15 protein-coding genes are annotated in these 18,562 nt (G+C 64.7%); 11 read left to right on the forward strand and 4 right to left on the reverse strand.

The window, feature by feature from the left end:
• Nucleotides 1-349: 349 nt before the first annotated feature.
• Both M3465_RS12070 and M3465_RS12075 read left to right on the forward strand, forming a co-directional pair.
• A complete protein-coding gene (locus M3465_RS12070) occupies nt 350-1,033 on the forward strand; it encodes an acyl-homoserine-lactone synthase (protein ID WP_249502015.1) in 684 nt (227 codons plus the stop codon).
• 25 nt (nt 1,034-1,058) lie between these two features.
• Complete coding sequence (locus M3465_RS12075; RefSeq protein ID WP_249502016.1) at nt 1,059-1,607, forward strand: hypothetical protein; 549 nt, start codon at nt 1,059-1,061, stop codon at nt 1,605-1,607.
• Between the two features lie 3 nt (nt 1,608-1,610).
• Here the strand turns inward: M3465_RS12075 and M3465_RS12080 are convergent, their stop codons facing one another.
• Nucleotides 1,611-2,315, reverse strand: coding sequence for a helix-turn-helix transcriptional regulator (locus M3465_RS12080; protein ID WP_249502017.1), 705 nt, complete (start codon nt 2,313-2,315; stop codon nt 1,611-1,613).
• A 214-nt stretch (nt 2,316-2,529) separates the two neighbouring features.
• Between M3465_RS12080 and ribB the strand changes: the two genes are divergently transcribed.
• From ribB to M3465_RS12125, 9 genes are read left to right on the forward strand one after another with little or no spacing between them, the layout of a single operon-like run.
• Entirely contained in the window at nt 2,530-3,183 is a 654-nt protein-coding gene (gene ribB, locus M3465_RS12085) for a 3,4-dihydroxy-2-butanone-4-phosphate synthase (RefSeq protein ID WP_249502018.1), read from the forward strand.
• 17 nt (nt 3,184-3,200) lie between these two features.
• Nucleotides 3,201-5,912, forward strand: a complete 2,712-nt coding sequence (locus M3465_RS12090) for a 1-acyl-sn-glycerol-3-phosphate acyltransferase (RefSeq protein WP_249502019.1) — start codon at nt 3,201-3,203, stop codon at nt 5,910-5,912.
• A 1-nt stretch (nt 5,913) separates the two neighbouring features.
• Nucleotides 5,914-7,479, forward strand: coding sequence for a class I adenylate-forming enzyme family protein (locus tag M3465_RS12095; protein WP_249502020.1), 1,566 nt, complete (start codon nt 5,914-5,916; stop codon nt 7,477-7,479).
• Entirely contained in the window at nt 7,460-9,820 is a 2,361-nt protein-coding gene (locus tag M3465_RS12100) for an efflux RND transporter permease subunit (RefSeq protein ID WP_249502021.1), read from the forward strand. Before M3465_RS12095 ends, M3465_RS12100 begins: the two co-directional genes overlap by 20 nt.
• A 42-nt stretch (nt 9,821-9,862) precedes the next feature.
• Nucleotides 9,863-10,618: a nitroreductase gene (locus M3465_RS12105; protein WP_249502022.1), complete on the forward strand. Its 756-nt coding sequence runs from the start codon at nt 9,863-9,865 to the stop codon at nt 10,616-10,618.
• Between the two features lie 38 nt (nt 10,619-10,656).
• Nucleotides 10,657-11,439 carry an outer membrane lipoprotein-sorting protein gene (locus tag M3465_RS12110; protein ID WP_249502023.1) on the forward strand — a complete coding sequence of 261 codons (783 nt, stop codon included), beginning with the start codon at nt 10,657-10,659 and terminating at the stop codon, nt 11,437-11,439.
• Nucleotides 11,439-12,623: a hypothetical protein gene (locus tag M3465_RS12115; protein WP_249502024.1), complete on the forward strand. Its 1,185-nt coding sequence runs from the start codon at nt 11,439-11,441 to the stop codon at nt 12,621-12,623. The genes M3465_RS12110 and M3465_RS12115 overlap by 1 nt, the downstream gene beginning before the upstream one ends.
• 37 nt (nt 12,624-12,660) lie before the next feature.
• Nucleotides 12,661-14,199, forward strand: a complete 1,539-nt coding sequence (locus M3465_RS12120) for an HAD family hydrolase (protein ID WP_249502025.1) — start codon at nt 12,661-12,663, stop codon at nt 14,197-14,199.
• Nucleotides 14,196-15,575, forward strand: coding sequence for an aminotransferase class I/II-fold pyridoxal phosphate-dependent enzyme (locus M3465_RS12125; RefSeq protein ID WP_249502026.1), 1,380 nt, complete (start codon nt 14,196-14,198; stop codon nt 15,573-15,575). Before M3465_RS12120 ends, M3465_RS12125 begins: the two co-directional genes overlap by 4 nt.
• A 169-nt stretch (nt 15,576-15,744) precedes the next feature.
• Here the strand turns inward: M3465_RS12125 and M3465_RS12130 are convergent, their stop codons facing one another.
• From M3465_RS12130 to M3465_RS12140, 3 genes are read right to left on the reverse strand one after another with little or no spacing between them, the layout of a single operon-like run.
• Complete coding sequence (locus M3465_RS12130) at nt 15,745-17,007, reverse strand: NnrS family protein (protein ID WP_249502027.1); 1,263 nt, start codon at nt 17,005-17,007, stop codon at nt 15,745-15,747.
• Nucleotides 17,004-17,753 (reverse strand): ABC transporter ATP-binding protein, encoded by a 750-nt coding sequence (locus M3465_RS12135; protein ID WP_249502028.1) that lies wholly within the window; start codon nt 17,751-17,753, stop codon nt 17,004-17,006. Before M3465_RS12135 ends, M3465_RS12130 begins: the two co-directional genes overlap by 4 nt.
• Nucleotides 17,750-18,562 (reverse strand): ABC transporter permease, encoded by an 813-nt coding sequence (locus M3465_RS12140; protein ID WP_249502029.1) that lies wholly within the window; start codon nt 18,560-18,562, stop codon nt 17,750-17,752. The genes M3465_RS12135 and M3465_RS12140 overlap by 4 nt, the downstream gene beginning before the upstream one ends.

Below are 18,562 nucleotides of genomic sequence, written 5' to 3' on the forward strand. Positions count from 1 at the left end.
TACATTTACAATTTGCAAGCGGGAGCGCGCTGGCAGCCGCAGCAACCGGGGTTCGACCGCTGCGCAGATGAGCGAAGCGGTCGTTCAAGGCTGCGCCGGATCGAAGAATTTGAAACCCATCACTCGCTGAAGCACCATAGTGCTGTCTTGCCGTCCCGATTGAGCCGGCGAGACGATGCCATGCTCGGCCTGCCCGGTACAGCGCGTTCGCGGCAGCGCTTATTGTTGGGGGCTTTGTCACCGGAACCGATACCCACAATTGTGGCACGCGGAATCGGTAGCCCCAATATGGGGATAACCGAAGTGGACGAGGGGTGCTTTACCCGAAGCATCGAAAAGGATGCCGCCGATGTTCACACTCGTACAATCCCGCACCTACCAAAGCGACATGCCGCTGCTGGAAGCGGCGTTCCGGCTTCGCAAGCGGGTGTTTCATGACCGGCTCGGCTGGGATGTGCGCGCCACCGGGGACATGGAGTTCGACGCCTATGACGACAAGCTTGCGCAATACCTGATATGGTGCAGCCCCGACCGGCGCAAGCTATACGGCACAATCCGGTTGCGCCCGACCAGCGCGCCGACGCTGCTCTATGACGTGTTCGGCGCGACACATGGTCATACGCCGACGCTGCGCGGCGACACGATCCTCGAAGGCACGCGGATGTGCATCGACGAGGCTGCGATCGCCCGCGATTTTCCGACGCTCGATGCGGGCGCCGGGTTCAACCAGCTCTTTCTGGCGCTTTGCGAGGTCGGTTTGGCCATCGGCGCAACGCGCATGGTGTCGAATTTCGAACCCGGGATGAGCCGCCTCTACCGCCGCGCGGGGCTGGATTGCGTGCTGCACGGGGAAGCCGATGGATATGGCAAGCGTCCCGTGCGCTGCGCGTCGTTCGAAGTGTCCATGCCGGTGCTTGCGCAAATGCGCCGGACCATCGGCATAGACCTGCCCATCGCGACCCTGCCGCGTGGCTTTTGCCGACTGCCGACACCCACCGCTTCGGCGCCGCCCGCCCTGGCCGCCCGCGCCTGACGGGCGTTGGTAACGAGTGATCGCAATGTCTGTGCTCCATCCTTATCCGCTCGGGCTATTCCTGCACGCCCATATCAACGGCGCCGCCGAAGCCGAGAGATGCCTTGGGATGATCGAACGGCTGCTTCTGCGCGCGCCGGCGGACGCGCTGCTCTTGGGGAGCAAATCCGCGCTGATGCTCATCGTGCAGGGCGATAGCGGCCTGCCTCGCAACGATCCGGTCTACCGGCGCAATGCGCTGGCTCTGGCCCGGGCCGCGCTGCGAAAGGCCGGGCCGGCCACGGCGCTACGGGTGCGTGTCATCAATGGTCTGGCCTGGGCCCGGCTTGGCCCGCACAGGGCCGAAAGGCAGACTGCGCTTGGGTTCCTGCAAGCGCTGGAGCGGCCCTATGCGCCGCGCGACCTGCCTCAGTTGATCGAGATTGACGGGCTGGCCGCCCTCGCGGCGCTCTATCATGAAGAAGGCCGGTGGCCGGAGAGTGCGGGTTGCTACCGCCGGGCCTCGCGGATCGACCGGCTATTGGCGCGCCTGCGCTATGCCGCGTTGCGCGTCGCCCGGCAGGACGCACCATAGGCGTCAGATGATGCGCAGGCGAACGGCCTTGGCGACCGCTTGCGCCAGCGAAACGCAATCCAGCTTGATCCGCGCAAGTTTGAGATAGCTGCGCACCGTATGATCCGACAGCGACAGGATGATGGCGATTTCGGAATAGGATTTGCCCTCCGAGGATAAGCGCAGACATTCGTATTCCCGCCGCGTTAACACCGGCGCGCCGCTGGTTTCCGACGTCGCCTCGGACACCGCCTTGGAGTGCAGGATCGGCAGCATGGTTTCAAACTGGTCCACCAGCGGCGTGATGTAGCGTATCCACGCCGCCTGTTCCATTCCGGAGTTGAGGCTGAACACCCCGCGCCGCCCCCGGCGGTCCTCGTAGACGAAACTGTAGCCCGACGCACCGATCCCGAACCGCGCGGCGGCCTTGAACATCATCCGCGTATTGGCCGAAGGCTCCAGCTCATGCCAGCCGAAGGAGTCCCCTTCGCTCAGCGCGCGCTCCAGGATCGGGTCGATTCCGGCGTAGTTGTTGAGCAGGTAATGCGTGACCCAGGCATCGGGGTAGGTCGTCCGCACGAACGGATTGTCGAGCTTTTCGGCGGGGTTCACCAGCAGGTGAAACGTGGTGAAGTCGTGGTCATAGGCATCTTGGACGATCCTAATCGCATCGCGCGTGGAATTGGACGCGACGATCGCATCGAGGATCTTGTCGAAGACAAAAGACATGATGATGGGCTTTCCGCAAATCAGGGTTGAGCTCGCGCCGGTTTACCAAGGGTAAAGTGGGAAATTCAGAAAGCGGGCGGCAGTATCCCGCCGAAGTCAATCCCACAATTGCGAACCTCGATTTCGACACCACCGACGGGGGGATACCGGGACTGTGGGGCTCGGGGCATGCTTTTTTCGGATAGTCACGATAACTCCCGAAAGGATCACCTCCGTGCTCGATATTCTATCGCTAGACCGAACCAAGCTCATCGAACAGGCCATCGAGGATTTCAGGAAGGGCAAGTTCCTTCTCGTGTCCGATGACGAGGACCGCGAGAACGAGGGCGATCTCGTCATCGCCGCCGAACACGCGACGCCTGAGGCAATCAACTTCATGATCACCGAAGGCAAGGGACTCGTCTGCCTGACCGTCTCCGAAGAGATCGCGCGTCAGAAGGGGCTTGCCCCGATGGTGGAGCGCAATGGCGATCACCTCGGCACTGCGTTTACCGCCAGTGTCGATGCGACCCCAGCGCAAGGCGTGACCACCGGGATTTCCGCGCATGACCGCGCCAAGACAATCGAGGTCGTCATCGACAGCCAATATGGCCCCGAGGATCTTCAGGCGCCTGGCCACATGTTTCCGCTGGTCGCCAAGGCGGGTTATCTCAAGGCCCGGCGCGGCCATACTGAAGCGGGTGCGGAGCTGTGCCGTCTCGCGGGGCTGAAGCACGATGCGGCCGTCATCGTCGAGGTGATCCGTCAGGACGGGGAAATGGCCCGCCGGCCCGAGCTTTTGGCGATGGCCGAGAAATTCGGTATTACCTATGTCACCATCGACGATCTCTGCAAATACGTCGCTCAACTCGAACTCGAGCCGGCGTAAGCGGGATGACATCGCCGATGACCTCTCCCACCACCGGCGATGCCAGCCGCATCGCCCGTCAGGCGCAAGCGGTGTTCCGCCGCTTGTTCCTGTCGTGGCTCGACGGCAAGCTGATCACACATCTCGATCACTTCGAGGGCTCCGAGCACCTGCCCGAGCGTGGGCCGGTGATCCTGGTTCCCAACCATGAAAGCTATTTCGACGGGTTCGCGATCACCGCGCTTATGTGGAAGATCGCGGGGCGCCACGTGCGTATTCCCACGAACGTAAAGGCGCTGGGAAATCCGTTCGTCGCGTTCTGCCAGACTGCCGGCGGCGCGGTGCCGATCGACCCTGCGGATCGGGAACAGACCTATGCCCGCCTTTCCGCGCTGCTGGAACGGGGCGAAGCGGTTGTTCTTTTCCCTGAGGGCACGCGATCAGACGGAACCGCAATGCACCCGTTCAAGCTCGGTGCGTTCAATCTCGCGGTGGCGCATGGCGTTCCCATCCTGCCGGTCGCGCTGCGCGGGTTTGCGGGGATACTGCCCAAGGGCCAACTGCGCTTTCGTCGCGGAGCGAGGGGCGGCCTTGTCTTCGGCCCGCCTGTCGATCCTGCCGATTCGCGTTTTGCCGGACGCGATGCGCAGGAAACGGCGCGCCACCTGCGCGCGCATGTGCGCGGCTGGCTGGAAGAGGCTGCGCTGGATCCCCCGGCGGTAGAGCGGAAGACGCGGGAGATCGCTGCCCTCGCGCGCCGCGCCGATGTCGCTCTGGAAGCGCTGCTTGACGGCAATGCCGAACTCATCACGCGCCGCGATGCCGCCCGCGTGCGCCGGATCGTCTCGGCTTGCGCCATTCTGGGCCAGTTTAGCTTCGATCTCGATCTGCAGGATGTGCGCGCGCAGGGGTTCCAGCTTGCCGATCTGCCGCCGTATCGCGCAGTCTTCGCTCTGCCGCGCTACCGCGCGCGCCTGTCCGCCTTGCTGCGACAGCGCGAAAACCATTCTTATCTCAACTACTGCGCCGGATTGCTTCAACTCAGGCTGCCCCGACTGCTCGGCGGCGGCGATGCGCAAGAGGCTTTGCGCCGGTTCAAGGCCGCGCATGATGCCGCCGCGCGAGACGGCTACCCGCAAGCGCGGTTCGCGCACGGGCTTGCCACCGCCCTTGCCCGGACGGGTGCACGCAAACACGCCATCGCGCTTTTGCAGGACACATTCGACGGCCCCCAGACAATCAACGGCCCGCGCGCCTTAAGGCGGCGGGAAAGAGGAATGGCACTGATGAGCAAATTGCAGCGATCCGACCCGAGCACACCCGATCTGCCCAGCCGGCCGCTGCGCGGCTTCGAACTGGTCATGGCGCAAACGCGCATCTCCGATATCATCGTCGGGCAAATCGAGGGCGTTCTTGATTTCGCGCAGGTCTTCGACGCGGCAAGCGCGCTGCAACAGCGCCACCCCGGATTGCGCGCCCGTGTCGTGTGGCCAGAAGGGCGCGATGCGCGGTCGGTCTTCGAATACCTTCCAGCCGATCAGACCCGGCTCCATGTGACAGAAGCCCGCCCGCCAAAGGGCGCGCGGCCCGTTGACCGGCCATTCTGGCAAGAAGTGGCCGAGCGCGAGGTCAACCATCTCTTCGATCTGTCGGATGGCTACATGTTTCGCGTCACCTGGCTGCCCGAAAGCGGGCATGTCATTTTGAACGCGCAGCATTCCGTGATTGACGGCGTGTCGCTGATGCGCCTGCTGCACGATTTCGCACGACACTGCGCCGGTCAGGAGCTTGGCCCCAACCTGCCGCCGACGCCGCCCGCGCTGCGAAGCGCGCCGAAGCTGTCGTTGCTGGAAAAGGCGGTCGGCTTGGTGCACCGCGAGAGTTTCCTGCGGGCGCGCAGCCGTTTTGCCGAATGGTCTCCGCTTCCAATCGCCGGGCGGCTTGAAAAGGGCGAGACCCCCGCGACCGAGTGCTATTTCGCCGAAGGCGATAGCGCGTCCTTCGATGCGATCACTGCCGCCTGCCATGCGCATGGCGTCACGGTCGGCGGTGCATATGCGGCAGCGATCCAATGTGCGATGCTCCATATTTCCGGCGCATCCTTCGGGGGAAAACAGAAATATTACGTCCCCATGGATTTCAGCCTGCGTCGTTTCATCGCCGGAGCGGATGCGGCGCAGGAGGCGGTCGGGCTTTTTTCCGGCGTTGCGCCGGTGATCTTCGACGGTGATCCGTCAGCCAGCTTCTGGGAGCTTGCGGCAAGCTTCACCGAAACCTCGCGGGGCGAGATCAAGCACAAGTCGCCGGTGATCTTTCATCAGGTGTTCGACCGCTTCTTCAACCTCGAAAAGGCCTACGCCAGATACCGGCTCGGGCGAGAGGACGGCGGGGGCGCGGGCGGGCCGCTGACCATGAGCAATGTGGGCAAGTTTCCCTTCCCGCCGCAAACCGGCGCAGTGCGGATCAACGCGGTGCACGGGATGAGCGCGTCGCAAAAGGGCGGCTCGATGCTCTACTTCTGGCTGCGGTCGGTGAACGGGCGGCTATTCTATAGCGCCACCTCGATGGCCCCCGCTGCCACGCGGGATTTCGGTGCCGCGTTTTTCGACCTCGTGGTGTTCCTGATGGAGCGCAGCACGGGTGCCGATGCATCGAACCTTCCGCTGCGCGACTATATCCCGCGCGCCGCCGCTGAGCATCGCGCCAAGGCGAATACTCGCCTTGTGCCCGAACCCGAACCGGTGGTCTGACATGGCGCTGCATGACGATCTTCGCCGCGCCGCGCGCGATTTTCCGGAGCAAGCCGCGCTTGAGTTCGAAGGCGCGACAATCACCTACGGCGCGCTTCACGCGCAAGCGCAGGCAGTTGCGGCGGGGTTGCAGGGCAGAGGGCATCGACGGGGCTGCGCCATTGCGATCATGCTGCCGAATTGCCCCGAATTCATTGCCATTGCCTGCGGGGCGTTTACCGCCGGCCATGTCGCCACGCCGCTGAGCGTCCTGCTGACTCCGTTCGAGGCCAGGCACATCCTGCGCGACAGCGCGCCGGAGGTTCTGTTCGTCGATGCCGTGCTGGTGCCGGTGATCGAGGCGGCGATGGTCGATCTTGACCGGACACCGGACCTTGTGGTTCTCGGCGGCGATGCCGGGGCGCATACGGATTTCGGCGCGTTCCTGGCATCTTGCGCGACCGCAACGCCCCTGACCATCGCGCCGGACGATCATCTTCTGACGCTCTACACCTCCGGAACGACCGGGCCGGCCAAGGGGGTGATGCTGTCACCGGCCTGTCTGCGCGCGCAGGTCGATATGATTCTCGGCACCTTCAAGCCGGGGCCGGATACGCGTATCCTTTGCGCGTTGCCACTCTTTCACGCCTACGCGCTCAATGCGCTTGTCGGCACAGCCTTTCGCACCCGCGCAACCATCGTTCTGCACCCTCGCTTCGACGCCGCCGCCTGTGCACGCAGTCTTGCGCAGGGCGGCATCACCTGGTTCGCCGGCGTGCCGACCATGTATGCGCTGCTGCTCGAGGAGGGCGACAGGCGCCCCGGTCTGCGCTTTCCCGATCTCGACATCTGTCTTGCCGGCGGCGCGGCGATGAGTTCTGCGGTGCTGAGCGGGTTCGAGCGGCGCTTCGGGCCTGCGATCCTCGAAGGCTACGGGCTCACCGAAACGACGGTGAGCGTTGCCAGCAATGCCGCCGCACCCGACGGGCGCAAGCCCGGTTCGGTCGGGCGTCCCTATGCAGGGATCGAGGCGCGCGCCATCGACAAGGCGGGCCGAACCCTGCCGGCCGGCACCACCGGAGAGCTCGTCTTTCGCGGCGCGAATGTCATGCTCGGTTATCTGAACCGGCCCGATGACACGGCGCAGGTGCTCGAGGATGGCTGGCTGCGTAGCGGCGATCTGGGCCATGTCGATGCCGATGGATTCTGCTTCATCGCCGGGCGGCTCAAGGACCTGATCGTCAAGAGCGGCTACAATATCGTTCCGTCCGAAGTCGAGACAGCGATCCGGTGCGCCGGGCTGGTGCGTGATGCGGCGGTGCTCGGCCTGCCCGATCCGGTGCGCGGGGAACGTATCCTGGCCGCCGTGATCCTGAAGGACGGGGCCGATCCGGCGCTCGCCCGCCGCCAGATCGACGCCGCAGTGAAGGCGCGGCTGTCTCGCTACAAACACCCCTCCGCGGTCTGGTTCATCGACCGTTTTCCGCTTGGCCCGTCGGGCAAGATCCTCAAACCGATCCTCCGCGACACATGGCTTGCCACGTCCGACACCAGAAAGGATGACGTCTATGCGCCCGTCCCCGCTTGATCCGAAACGAAACATCGGCCCCGGCATCGCTGCAACTGCGATAGAGAGATTGGCGCGATACCCGAAAACCGCGCTGCTGTGCGGGCTGCTGCTGGCGATGTCCGCACTCACCGGGTTAGCGCGGCTTCAGGCCGATTTCAGCTATGCCGGCTATTTCCACAAGGACGATGCCTGGCTTCAGGAATTCGATGAATTCGAGCGGGTCTTCGGCAACGACGATTCCATCATCGTCGCGGTCGAGACACCCGGCGGGCTTTTCAACCCGGACTCCATCGCACTGCTGCATGAACTGACCGAGCGACTGTGGCAACTGCCCGATGTGATCCGCGTCGATACGCTGACCAATTACCAGCATGTCTTTGCCGAAGGCGACGAGATCATCGTCGCGCCGCTGATCGCGCCCGACGCGGCGCTGACGGCGGAGTATCTGCAGGACCGCAAGGATGTCGCCCTGTCGCATGAGACGCTGCCGGGCTATCTGGTTTCCCCGGACGGCACGATGACGATGCTGTTCGGCACGCTGCGGCCCGCCGGTGACGCGCCGCCCGATGCGGCCGAGGTCGCGAACGCCGCGCGAGCGCTCATTGCGAGCATCGATGCAAAAGGCCACGAGTTGCACCTTGTCGGCGCGCCGATGATCGTCGCCTCCTTCGCCGAGATAGCGGCAGCGGACAACGCCAGGATCATTCCGCTGCTTCTGCTCTGCGTCACCTTGTTGATGTATGCCGTGCTGCGCAGCGTGTGGTGCGTAGCATACGGCGTTGCAATCGTGGTGCTGTCGGCGGTGTCGGTGCTCGGGCTGGCCGGGTGGCTGGGCGTGCAGATGACTTCGATCACGACGGTATTGCCGCAAATCATGATCGGTGTCGCGGTCGCCGATTGCCTGCACATCCTGTCCACCTATCGGCTGGTGCAGCGCGATATTCCCGAACGGCGCGAGGCCGCGCTCTATGCGCTGAAGAAGAACGCCTTGCCGACGCTCCTGACCACGCTGACGACTGCCATCGGGTTTCTGGGCTTCACGCTGTCCGATATCAAGACGATTGCCGATCTGGGCCTTGCCGCCGCGGCCGGCGTGATTCTGGCCTGGGCGCTGTCCTACCTGCTGCTTGGTCCGGCGCTGTTGCTGCTGCCCTTCGGCGGGCCGCGCGCCGGCGAGCCGATGCGCCTTGCTCCCGGCGCGGCGCGGGCGATGGTCGCAGCCCTCGGACGGTATCGAAGGCCGGTTCTGGCCGGGTTCGCCGCCTTCGCGCTGCTTGGTGTCTATGCCGGGACGCGGGTTCAGGTCGATGCCGACCCGGTCGCCTATTTTTCCCAAGGACACGAATTGCGCGACGGGGTGGAGGCCATCGACGCCGGTATCGGTTCGGCCCGCAATATCGAGATCATGATCGACGCCGGCTGCGCCGATTGTGCCAAGGCGCCCGATTTTCTGCGCCGCGTCGATACGTTCGAGCGCTGGATCGAAGGGCGCGAGGATGTGGTTCAGGTCATCTCAATCGTCGATCTGCTCAAGGCATCGCGCCGCGCGCTGCAAGGCGGGGCGCGGGAAGAATACCGTCTCGCCGACAGCCAGAGCGAGATCGCGCAGGAACTGCTGTTCTACACGATGGGTTTGCCGCAGGGGCTTTCGGTGAACAACCGCATCGCCACGGCAAACGACGCCGTGCGGCTGACCGTCATGTGGCGCGTCAGCAGCTCCTCCCGCGCACTGACCGAAATCGCGGCGATAGAGACACGCGCCGCCGTGCTTGGCCTCGATGCCACGGTGACGGGCAAATACGCGCTCTATCAGCGGCAGGAAAGCTATGTCGTGGCATCGTTCCTGTCGTCGGTCGGGCTGGCCCTGCTCCTGATCTGCGCGGTTCTGGCGCTTGCTTTCGGCTCACTGCGGCTTGGCGCGCTGGCTCTGCTTCCGAACCTGACACCGCTGCTCGTCGGCGGGCTTGGGCTGTGGGCTCTCGGGGCCAATCTCAATGTCGGCACGGTTCTCGTTGTCAGCATCACGCTCGGCATCGCGGTCGATGACACGGTGCATATCCTTGCCGAATACCGGCGCTTGCGCCGCAACGGGCAAGGCGCGGCCGCAGCCTTCGAAGGCGTGTTCTCGGAAACCGGGATTGCCCTGGCTTCGACCACGCTGGTCCTGATGGCCGCCTTCGGCGTGTCGATCCTGGCGTCCTTCGCGCCCTATCAGGTGTTCGGTGTGCTGGCCGCAGCGGTGCTGCTGGTGGCGCTGATCGTCGACTGTGCGCTTCTGCCAGCGCTGCTGCTTCGCGGGGAGAGCGGGCGTCGCGCGCCGAAGCTTCGCCTGTTCGCTCGTTCGCCGGGCGCCCGGTAACCCGTTTGCGCAACCACTCCCAATCAAGAAGAGGCTCTGAAAATGCTCCAGGACTTGTCGAGACCCGACCCGGTGCAGATCAACTGCGCTTCGACGCTGGAAATGCCGGCCTGTATTCCCGAAGTGGTCGATGGCGTGATGCGAAGCCGTAAATCGACCCGGGCTTTCCTGCCGCATCCGGTCAGTGCGGGCGCCGTGCGCGACATTCTCGAAATCGCCGCGCGCGCCCCGTCGGGCACGAATATCCAGCCGTGGAAAGCCTATTGGGTCGATCGGGCCGGGGTGGACAAGGTTTACGGCGCCATCGCGCAAAGTGGCATCAAGCCCGAGCGCGCGCGATGGACCGAATACCAGTATTACCCGGAGAATTTCGTCGATCCCTTCCTGTCGCGTCGCCGCGCGCTCGGTAAGGCGCTCTACAACCTGCTGGGCATCTCCAAGCGCGACATTCCGGCGATGCGGGCGCAGTTCATGCGCAACTACAGGTTCTTCGATGCGCCGGTGGGGATCTTCGTGACCATCGATCGCGATCTTGCGGTCGGCTCCCGGCTCGATCTGGGAATGTTCATTCAGAACGTTCTGCTGGCGGCGCAAGCGCGCGGGATCGCATCCTGCCCGATTGCCGCCTTCGCACCGTTTCACACGCAGGTGCGCAGCGTTGTCGGGATCCCCGATCAGGAGATCCTCGTCTGCGGCATCGCGCTTGGCTACGCCGACCCGACGAAACCCGAAAACGCGCTGCAAACGCCGCGGGCGCGGCTGGAGGAGTGGATCACCCCTCCGCCGGCCACCGACTGACCGTTTCCAACCTCTGCTCAACCGAAAAGGACATCATCATGACCTATACCCCTTCCCGCCGCTTCATCCTTGCCGCCGGCATTGCCGCGCTGGTAGCGCCCCGCATTGCGCTCGCCGGACCGGCGGACGCGATGCACAAGAGCCGCGAGCTGCGACGCGGGCTGACCAATTCGATGGCCGATGTGACCATGACGATCACCGCGCAGGGCCGCGCCAGCGTGCGCAAGATGCGACAATACGTGCTGGAAACGCCCAATTCAGGCAACCAGACGATCAATGTGTTCTCCAGCCCGGCGGATGTGCAAGGCGTGTCGATACTCACCCATTCGGCGCTGAACGGAGATGACCGGCAATGGCTGTTCCTCCCGTCTGTCGGGCGGGTCAAACGCATTTCCTCGTCCAACCGCAGCGGCGCGTTTGTCGGGAGCGATTTCGCCTATGAGGACCTGTCCTCACTGGAACTGGAGAAATACGAGTTCACCGCCGCCGGAACCTCCGCTGTCGGTGGGGTGAACGCGATCGAGGTGACGTATACGCCGCGCTATTCCGGCACCGGCTATTCGGCCATCCGCTCCTATCTCGATCCGTCGCATTACCAGCCGATCCAGAACCACTATTTCAACCGGCGCGGCGAACATATGAAGACGCTGCATCTGGGCGGATACAAATCCTATGGCGGCGGGGCGATCTGGCGGCCGCACCATCTTGTGATGACCGATCATGCCAAGGGCAGCACGACCGAAATCGTCTTTTCAGCCTTCCGGTCGAACGGAACGGCTGCGGCGAATTTCAGCGCCAACCGTTTCGAGCGGGTGAGCTGATGCAACGGGCGGGCCTGCTGACCTGCGCGCTTGCGCTACATGGCGCGGCGGTGCTTCCGGCGGCGGCGCAATCCATCGATGTCGGCGGTTTCGTCGGCATCGAGGCGCTGCGTTTCGCCGATAGCGATCTGGAGCCGGACAGCATCGACAGTCTGACCGCGGAGTTACGCGCGCGCGGCGATCTGAGCGAGAGCCTGTCCTTCGATCTGCGCCTCTACGGGCGCGCGACACCAGGCGAGCCGGAGGGCAGCTATGTCGATCCGACGGTCGCCAAGCTCACCTGGCGCCGCGGCCCCTGGCAACTCGATGTCGGATACGATCTTGTATTCTGGGGCGTCGCCGAAGGGCGCAACGTGGTCAATGTGCTCAACCAGCGCGACCAGATCCGCGATCTGTTCTTTGATCGAGGTCTCGGACAAAGCATGATTGCCGCGCGCTGGTTCGGGTCCTCCGTCACCATCGAAGCCTTTGTTCTGCCCCGCTTCGAAGAGCTCGATTTCGGGGCGGAGGGGCGGCCGTGGGGGCTTGGCCTGCCGGTGGACGGCGATGCCGCCACCTTTGAGTCCGCCAAGGGGGCCGATCACATCGATTACGCATTGCGGCTGTCGGGGGTCGCGGGTGATCTGGAATATGGCGTTTTTGCCTTCGACGGCACCCTGCGCGAGCCGCAATACCGGCTCGGCCCGCAGGGCCAAACGCTGGTCCCGCATTACCGGCTGGGCCGGCAGATCGGCGCGGAAGCGCAATACACCGCTGGCCCCGCGCTCTATAAATTCGAGGGCGTGCGGGTCTGGCCCGACAGCGATGACAGCTATTGGTCCACCATCTTCGGCGTAGAATACCTGCTGGGCGAAACCTTCGGCCAGCCTTGGGACACGTCGCTTTTCGCCGAATACTACCACGATTCGCGGCGGGACGATTCATCGGTCCTGTTCCAGAACGATCTGTTCCTCGGCACCCAGATCCGGCTGCCGGGAACGCGCGATACCGAGTTCGAGATCGGCGCAATCTTCGATCTTGAGCATGATGGCGTGATCGGATCGGTCAGTCTCAGCTCGCGGCTGACCCGCAATCTGCGCGCTTCGGCTGAATACATCTACGCTGACGCGTCCGATCCCGACGACGCGCTCTTCAATGCCCGCGACTTCGATCAGGCTTCGTTCGGGCTGGAATGGCACTTCTGAAACTTGGCGGACTTCACCAACTGGAAAGGACAGGCACATGGCGCAACTGCAAACCCCAAAGCGGCCGGCCCCATACCGGCCCAAAGACCCGCCGCGCGAACGACGCGTCGCGATCTTCGATCTCTACGGCACTCTGATCGAGCTTGAGACCCGCTCGCTCCTGCGCGCACTGTCGCGCTACCTGAACCTGCGCATCTCGCCCGACATGCTGCGGCAATCTCTGACGCTCAGCTATCCCGACGAGAACGCCGCCATCGCGGGCTTTCTCGAACTTCTGCTGGGCCGACCGGCAACGCAGGAACAGCTGACCCATACGCGGGAGATGCTTGATGCGCATCTGGCAAAAGCCCGGCTTTATCCCGGCGTGCGTCCGCTTCTGGCGTTCCTGCGCCGGCGCGGTATGAAGCTGGCGGTGCTGTCGAATGTCGCACAGATCTTCCGCAGGCCGTTCGCCGATCTGGGGCTGGAGCAGTATTTCGACGTTGTTCACTTCTCCAGCGATACCGGCCACCGCAAGCCGGAACGCGCGGCATATCTCGGCGTTTGCACGGCGCTCGATGTTGCGCCCGGCGATTGCCTTTTCTTCGGCGATGATGCGCGCAACGATTATGACGGTCCGTTGTCGCTGGCGATGCGCCCGGTCCACATCGGCTCCGCCCCGCGCGCCGAAACGGTTGGAGCGCTTAGCGATCTGCTTTGGGTTTCGCAGACCGGGCAGACGCTGCTGCGACCCGGCCAGAAGATAAAGACGCCGCTGGGGCGGTTCACCATTTCCCGGATCGAGCCGCTGGCGGAAGATGATCTGGGGCTCTACAACATCGTCTCGCGGGTGCATGGCGTCGATGCAGGCGGCAACGCGCAGATGTGGTATGCCAAGCGGTTTCTTGACGGAGCCAGCATCCATGCTGAACTCACGGCGCATGAGTTGATGGCGCTGATCGGAATCACCGTGCCGCGCGCCTTCATCACCGACACCGAAGAACCGCTGCTCTTCACCTCGCCCGCGGAGGGCGCGCCGTGGAAGGAGGGCGATTACGATCTCTCCATCGCTGAGGAAGTCGGCGCGCAGGCGGCGGCGGCCTATATCGTCAGCAATGCCGACTGGCGCCCTCGCAACACCTTGCTTTGCTCCGAAACGGGCGTTCTGACCTGCATCGACCTTGAACATTGCCTGTTCGACCGGGTGCTGACGCTGGCCGGAACGGGGCTCGATGTGACCGACCCGGTCGCGATCGACGCTTTGGGGGTTCAAACCCCGTTTTTCACCCGCACGCGCGTTCTGTCCACCGGGGCGGTGCGTCGCGCGCGGCGCAGCTTTACCCGCAACGAAGATCGCGCAAGCCCGGAAATCCAGACCTTCATCAAGGGATGGGAGCGCACTTTCTCGCTGGCGGCACGGAACAAGCAAGCCATCGCCGACATCCTGCGCAAGCGCATGGATGCCGGGCATCTGATCATCGGCACCAAGGCGCATCGCCGCGCTTTTGCCGCCGTCGATCTTCACGATCTGCTCGAACGCATCGATCTGGGACGATCGGTCGTCTACAGCGACACCCATTGGAGCATTGCGACATGACCCCTTCATTCTACGACTTTCCCGACACGTTTCCCGACCGCCAGCTCCTGACGGCCGATGGCGTTCTGACCAAAGGTCAGATGCGGTATTTCAACCCCAAGTCGGATCACATCCTGAACCGCTTCGACGGGCTGGAGGGCTATCTGCGCCGCCGCCTCGAAGCGGGGGTGTTCAGCCACCGGATGCAAGTTGTCGGCGATCCCGGCACAAGGGCGACGGTCCGCGATCTGGCCGGGCGAGAATTCACAGGCATCAACCTCTCGACGGTTGATTACATGGGGCTATCCGATCACCCGAAGATCAAGAATGCCGCGCGCCGCACGCTCGACACAAGCCGGCTCCATAGCGTCAATACTGGCCCGCTTCTGGGAAATTCGCCCGAATCCGGCGCGCTCGAGACATGGATGGCACGGCATATGGGGCATGAGTTCGGGATGCTCTTTCCGACCGGATGGGCTGCCTCCTTCAGCGGTGTGGCCGCCCTCGCGCGGCCCGGCGACCATGTGCTGATCGACGAATACGCGCATCAGAGCCTCAAGCAGGGCGCCAATGCCGCCTGCGACAGCGTCATCAAGTTTCGCCATCTCGACAATTCGGAGGTCGCAAACCGCCTGGTCGCACTGCGCAAGGCTGATCCCGATGCGGGCGTCCTTGTCGTTACCGAAGGGCTCTACTCAATGGATGGCGATGCGCCGGATATCCGCGAATTGCTGCAGATTTGCAAGGATCACCGCGCCGCGCTGCTGGTCGATATCTGCCACGATCTCGGCTGCACCGGTCCCCGCGGAACGGGCACGCTGGGACTGCAAGGCATTCTTGGCGATCCCGACCTGATCGTCGTCGGGGCGTTTTCGAAGGCCTTTGCGACCAATGGCGGTTTCCTGACCACGTCCAATCTGGGTGTGATCTTCGCGGCCTATTGCTTTGCCGGGCCGTATACCTATTCAACCTCACTCTCGCCGATGCAGATCTCGATCGCGCAAACGGGGCTCGAGATCGCCGCCGGCCCCGAGGGCGCTGCCCGCCGGGCCAAGCTGGAGGCGAACATCGCGGCCACGCGCGGACGGGCGGCGGAGCATGGCATCCTCGCCTATGGGGCGCCGTCGCCCATCGTGTCGCTGCATGTCGGATCGGAAAAGATCGCCCGTTTGGCCTGCGCCAGGGCATTCCGCAACGGGCTGGTGACGACGATCCTCGAATATCCCGTCGTCTCGCGCGGCAAGGCGCGTTTTCGCCTGTCAATGAGCCCTGAACATGACGAAGCCGTGCTGATCGCCGCGGTCGATATCATTGCCGAGTCGATCGACTGGGCGCGCGCCTATCAGGCCGAGATCGATGCAGGCGCCGATGCGTTATCGCTGGAACCTGCGGAGTAGTACAGGCGGGCGGCGCCACGGCGGCGTCGCTATCGCACCCGACTTTCGCGCCGGGTAACCTTCGACCCTCGGTTGGGGCGACCCTGATCGTTCTGTCATAGGCAACACAGACGTTGCGTTTATCGCAGATCGTAATCGGGTAAAGGAAACCGGTGGACACCGGACGAGGCTATTCGGCAGCGGCGAGAAGGTCGGCATGGGGGGCGTCCGCAGGGGCTGTCTGCGGTGCGTCCATCGGCGCGGCGAGCATATAGCGCCAGAATACCGACAGCCAGGCCCCGAATCCGCCGGCCCAAAGAAGCGCGGCGGCGGCGTGTAGCGGGCCGGGCAGCGCGATCCCCAGATCCGGCGCGATGCGCAGAAGCACCGACACCCCGAGCGCGAGCGCCCCCGCTCGCACCGTCAGGCTCAGGCCAAGTCCGCGGCCCGTGTGCAAAAGCCCCGCGATGCAGAACACCGCGTAAACACCAAGGCCCAGCCCGCCCATGAAGGCGACATGCAGCCCAGTCACCGCAGGCCATTGTGCACCGAGTTCGGCGGCGCCGGTCATCATCAGCCCCGTTCCGGCCAGCGCGCTGGCGCCGGCCAGCATCACGATCTCCGACCGCAGCGCGGCGCGACCGATGAAGGCCTCGGCCACCCGGTCCATGAAAGCGGCCCCGGCGGCGAGCAGAAGATACCCGTTCACCGCAGGCGAAAGCCCGGACACCTGCCCGGCCATCGCCACCAGCACCAGCCCGGGCGCGAGGTTGAGCCGCCCCGGATGCGGGCGGAAAGGCGAGTCGTTTTCCGTCGGATCGAGCACGAGATTCGTCACCGGCACCGTGATCCGCGCGAGCGCGAGGCCGAGCAATCCTAGAAAGGCGAAACCCGCCAAGTGCAGCGCATGTTGCGCGAGCGCGATATCGCCCGCAACGAAGCCGAACCGCGCCGCCGCCGTGCAGGCCAGCAGCATCGCGAGCCACAGGGCGAAGACGAGCAGTCGATCGGTGTGCTTTAGCCATGAGAGCCGCAGCAGGTAGACCAGAAGCGCCGCGATCCAGACCAGATCGGCGAGCGCGCCAACCGCGCCCAGCCCGTCCCAGCCAAGCAAGCCGACCGCACGCCCCGCGCCCCAGAGCGCCGCCAATGCCCAGAGCGGCCACCCGCGCATTGGCTCGGTATCCGTCCATTCCGGTGCGGCGGTGGTCAGAAACCCGATCAAGGCCGCGCCGAACGCGCCGATCAACATCTCGTGCGCATGCCAGAGCGCGGGCGGCACAGTCTCTGTCAGGGGCAGATCGAAGCCCATCGCCAGCACCCAGAACAGCGGAAAAAATGCCGCATAAACCGCGCCCAGCGGAAAGAAGAGCCGGAAGCCCTCATCACCGAGCATTCCGAGGCGCGAGGCAGGCCAGGGGCGGCTGCGGGACGAACAGCTGGAACAGCTCATGCGATGCGCCTTTCATCGACATCGTGGATATGCCGGAAGAGTGGATCCCCCGCCAGCGCGGCACGGACCCAGTCCTGCACCGCGCTATCGCTCCGCTCGGCAGGTGCACCGGGCAGCGCACGGCTGCCCAGGATGCCGCGCCCGTAGGTGTCGAGCACCGCAACCCGGTGTGCAACCCGCGCCGCCTCGTGCAGGTCATGGGTGATGAAAAGACCCGCGAGCCCCGCTTCGCTGCACGTGCCGATCACCAGATCCTGCATCCGCCGTCGCAGCGCCACGTCGAGCGCAGTAAAAGGCTCGTCGAAAAAGATGAAATCGGGCTGCACCGCAAGCGCACGCGCGATGGCCACGCGCTGGCGCATCCCGCCTGAAAGTTCGACAGGGTATTTATCGAGATCGCCGGGCTGAAGCTCGGCCTGCGCCGCCGCTTCGGCGACGCGGGCGCCGCGCATCGTGCGCGGGACGCGGGCCAGACGCAGGCCGAGGGCGATATTCTGCGACGCCGTGGCCCAGGGCATCAGCGACGGGTCCTGAAAGATCATCGCGTGGCGCTCGTACCCGCGCGAAAGTCGCCCCGATTTGGGCGCGATCAAGCCGGCAGCGACATGCGCCAGCGTCGATTTCCCGCATCCCGAAGGTCCGACGAGTGCGACGATCTCACCCGCATCGATGCGCAGGTCGATCCCCGACAGCACGGAGCGGCCGAGATAGGCGTGCTCGATGGCCTTCAGCGCAAGGATGCTCATCGCTTCACCCCCCAGGGCTGCGCCGCCCGGCGCCAGCGGTCGATCTCTGCCTTGACGGGGTGCACCAACGCGTATTCCACCGCGATCAGCAGCCCGACCGCGATCACAACCCAAGCCAGCGCCGTGGCGATATCGAGATTGATCCGTGCATTCGCCAGTGCGCCGCCGATGCCGCCCGCATTGGCCAGAAGCTCGGCCATCACCGCCACCTTGAACGCGGTGCCGAGCGCCAGCGCCAGTGCGGGAAAGAGCGTTGTCGTGGTCTGGCGTAGACCGATCACCAGAAAGCGCCGCACCGGACCGGCGCCGAAGGCTTGGGCCATCCGGTCCAGACTGCGGTCGCGGGTGGCGATGCCCTGCGCCGCGCCGAGGAACACCACCGGCAGCGCCGAGACCACGATCACCGTGCGCACCGTAGCGTCCGATCCGCCGAACCAGATCATTGCCAGAACGATCCAGGCAATCGGCGGCACCCCCATCAGCACCGTGATGAGCGGCCGCGCGAGCCGCAGCGTGGCGGGCGAATAGCCCGCGATCAGCCCGAGCGCAGTGCCTGCGGCGGCGACGACGGCAAAGCCGGTAATCGCCCGCTGCAGCGTCAGCCCTGCCAGCGCCCAGGACGCCGGATCGCCCGCGAGGCGCGCGACAGCGGCCAGCGTGTCCTGCGGAGAGGTCAGGATGAAAGGCCCATAGGCCTCGTGCCCCGCCTGCCAAAGCGCGGCGAGCAGAAAGAGCGCCGCAAGGCCGGCCCAGCCGGACCAGAGGAATTCAAGAATGCGCCCGGCGCGTCCCGGCAGGCTGGCAGACAT

Source organism: Marivita sp. GX14005 (assembly GCF_023370775.1).
In the GTDB taxonomy this organism is placed as follows: Bacteria; Pseudomonadota; Alphaproteobacteria; order Rhodobacterales; family Rhodobacteraceae; genus Marivita.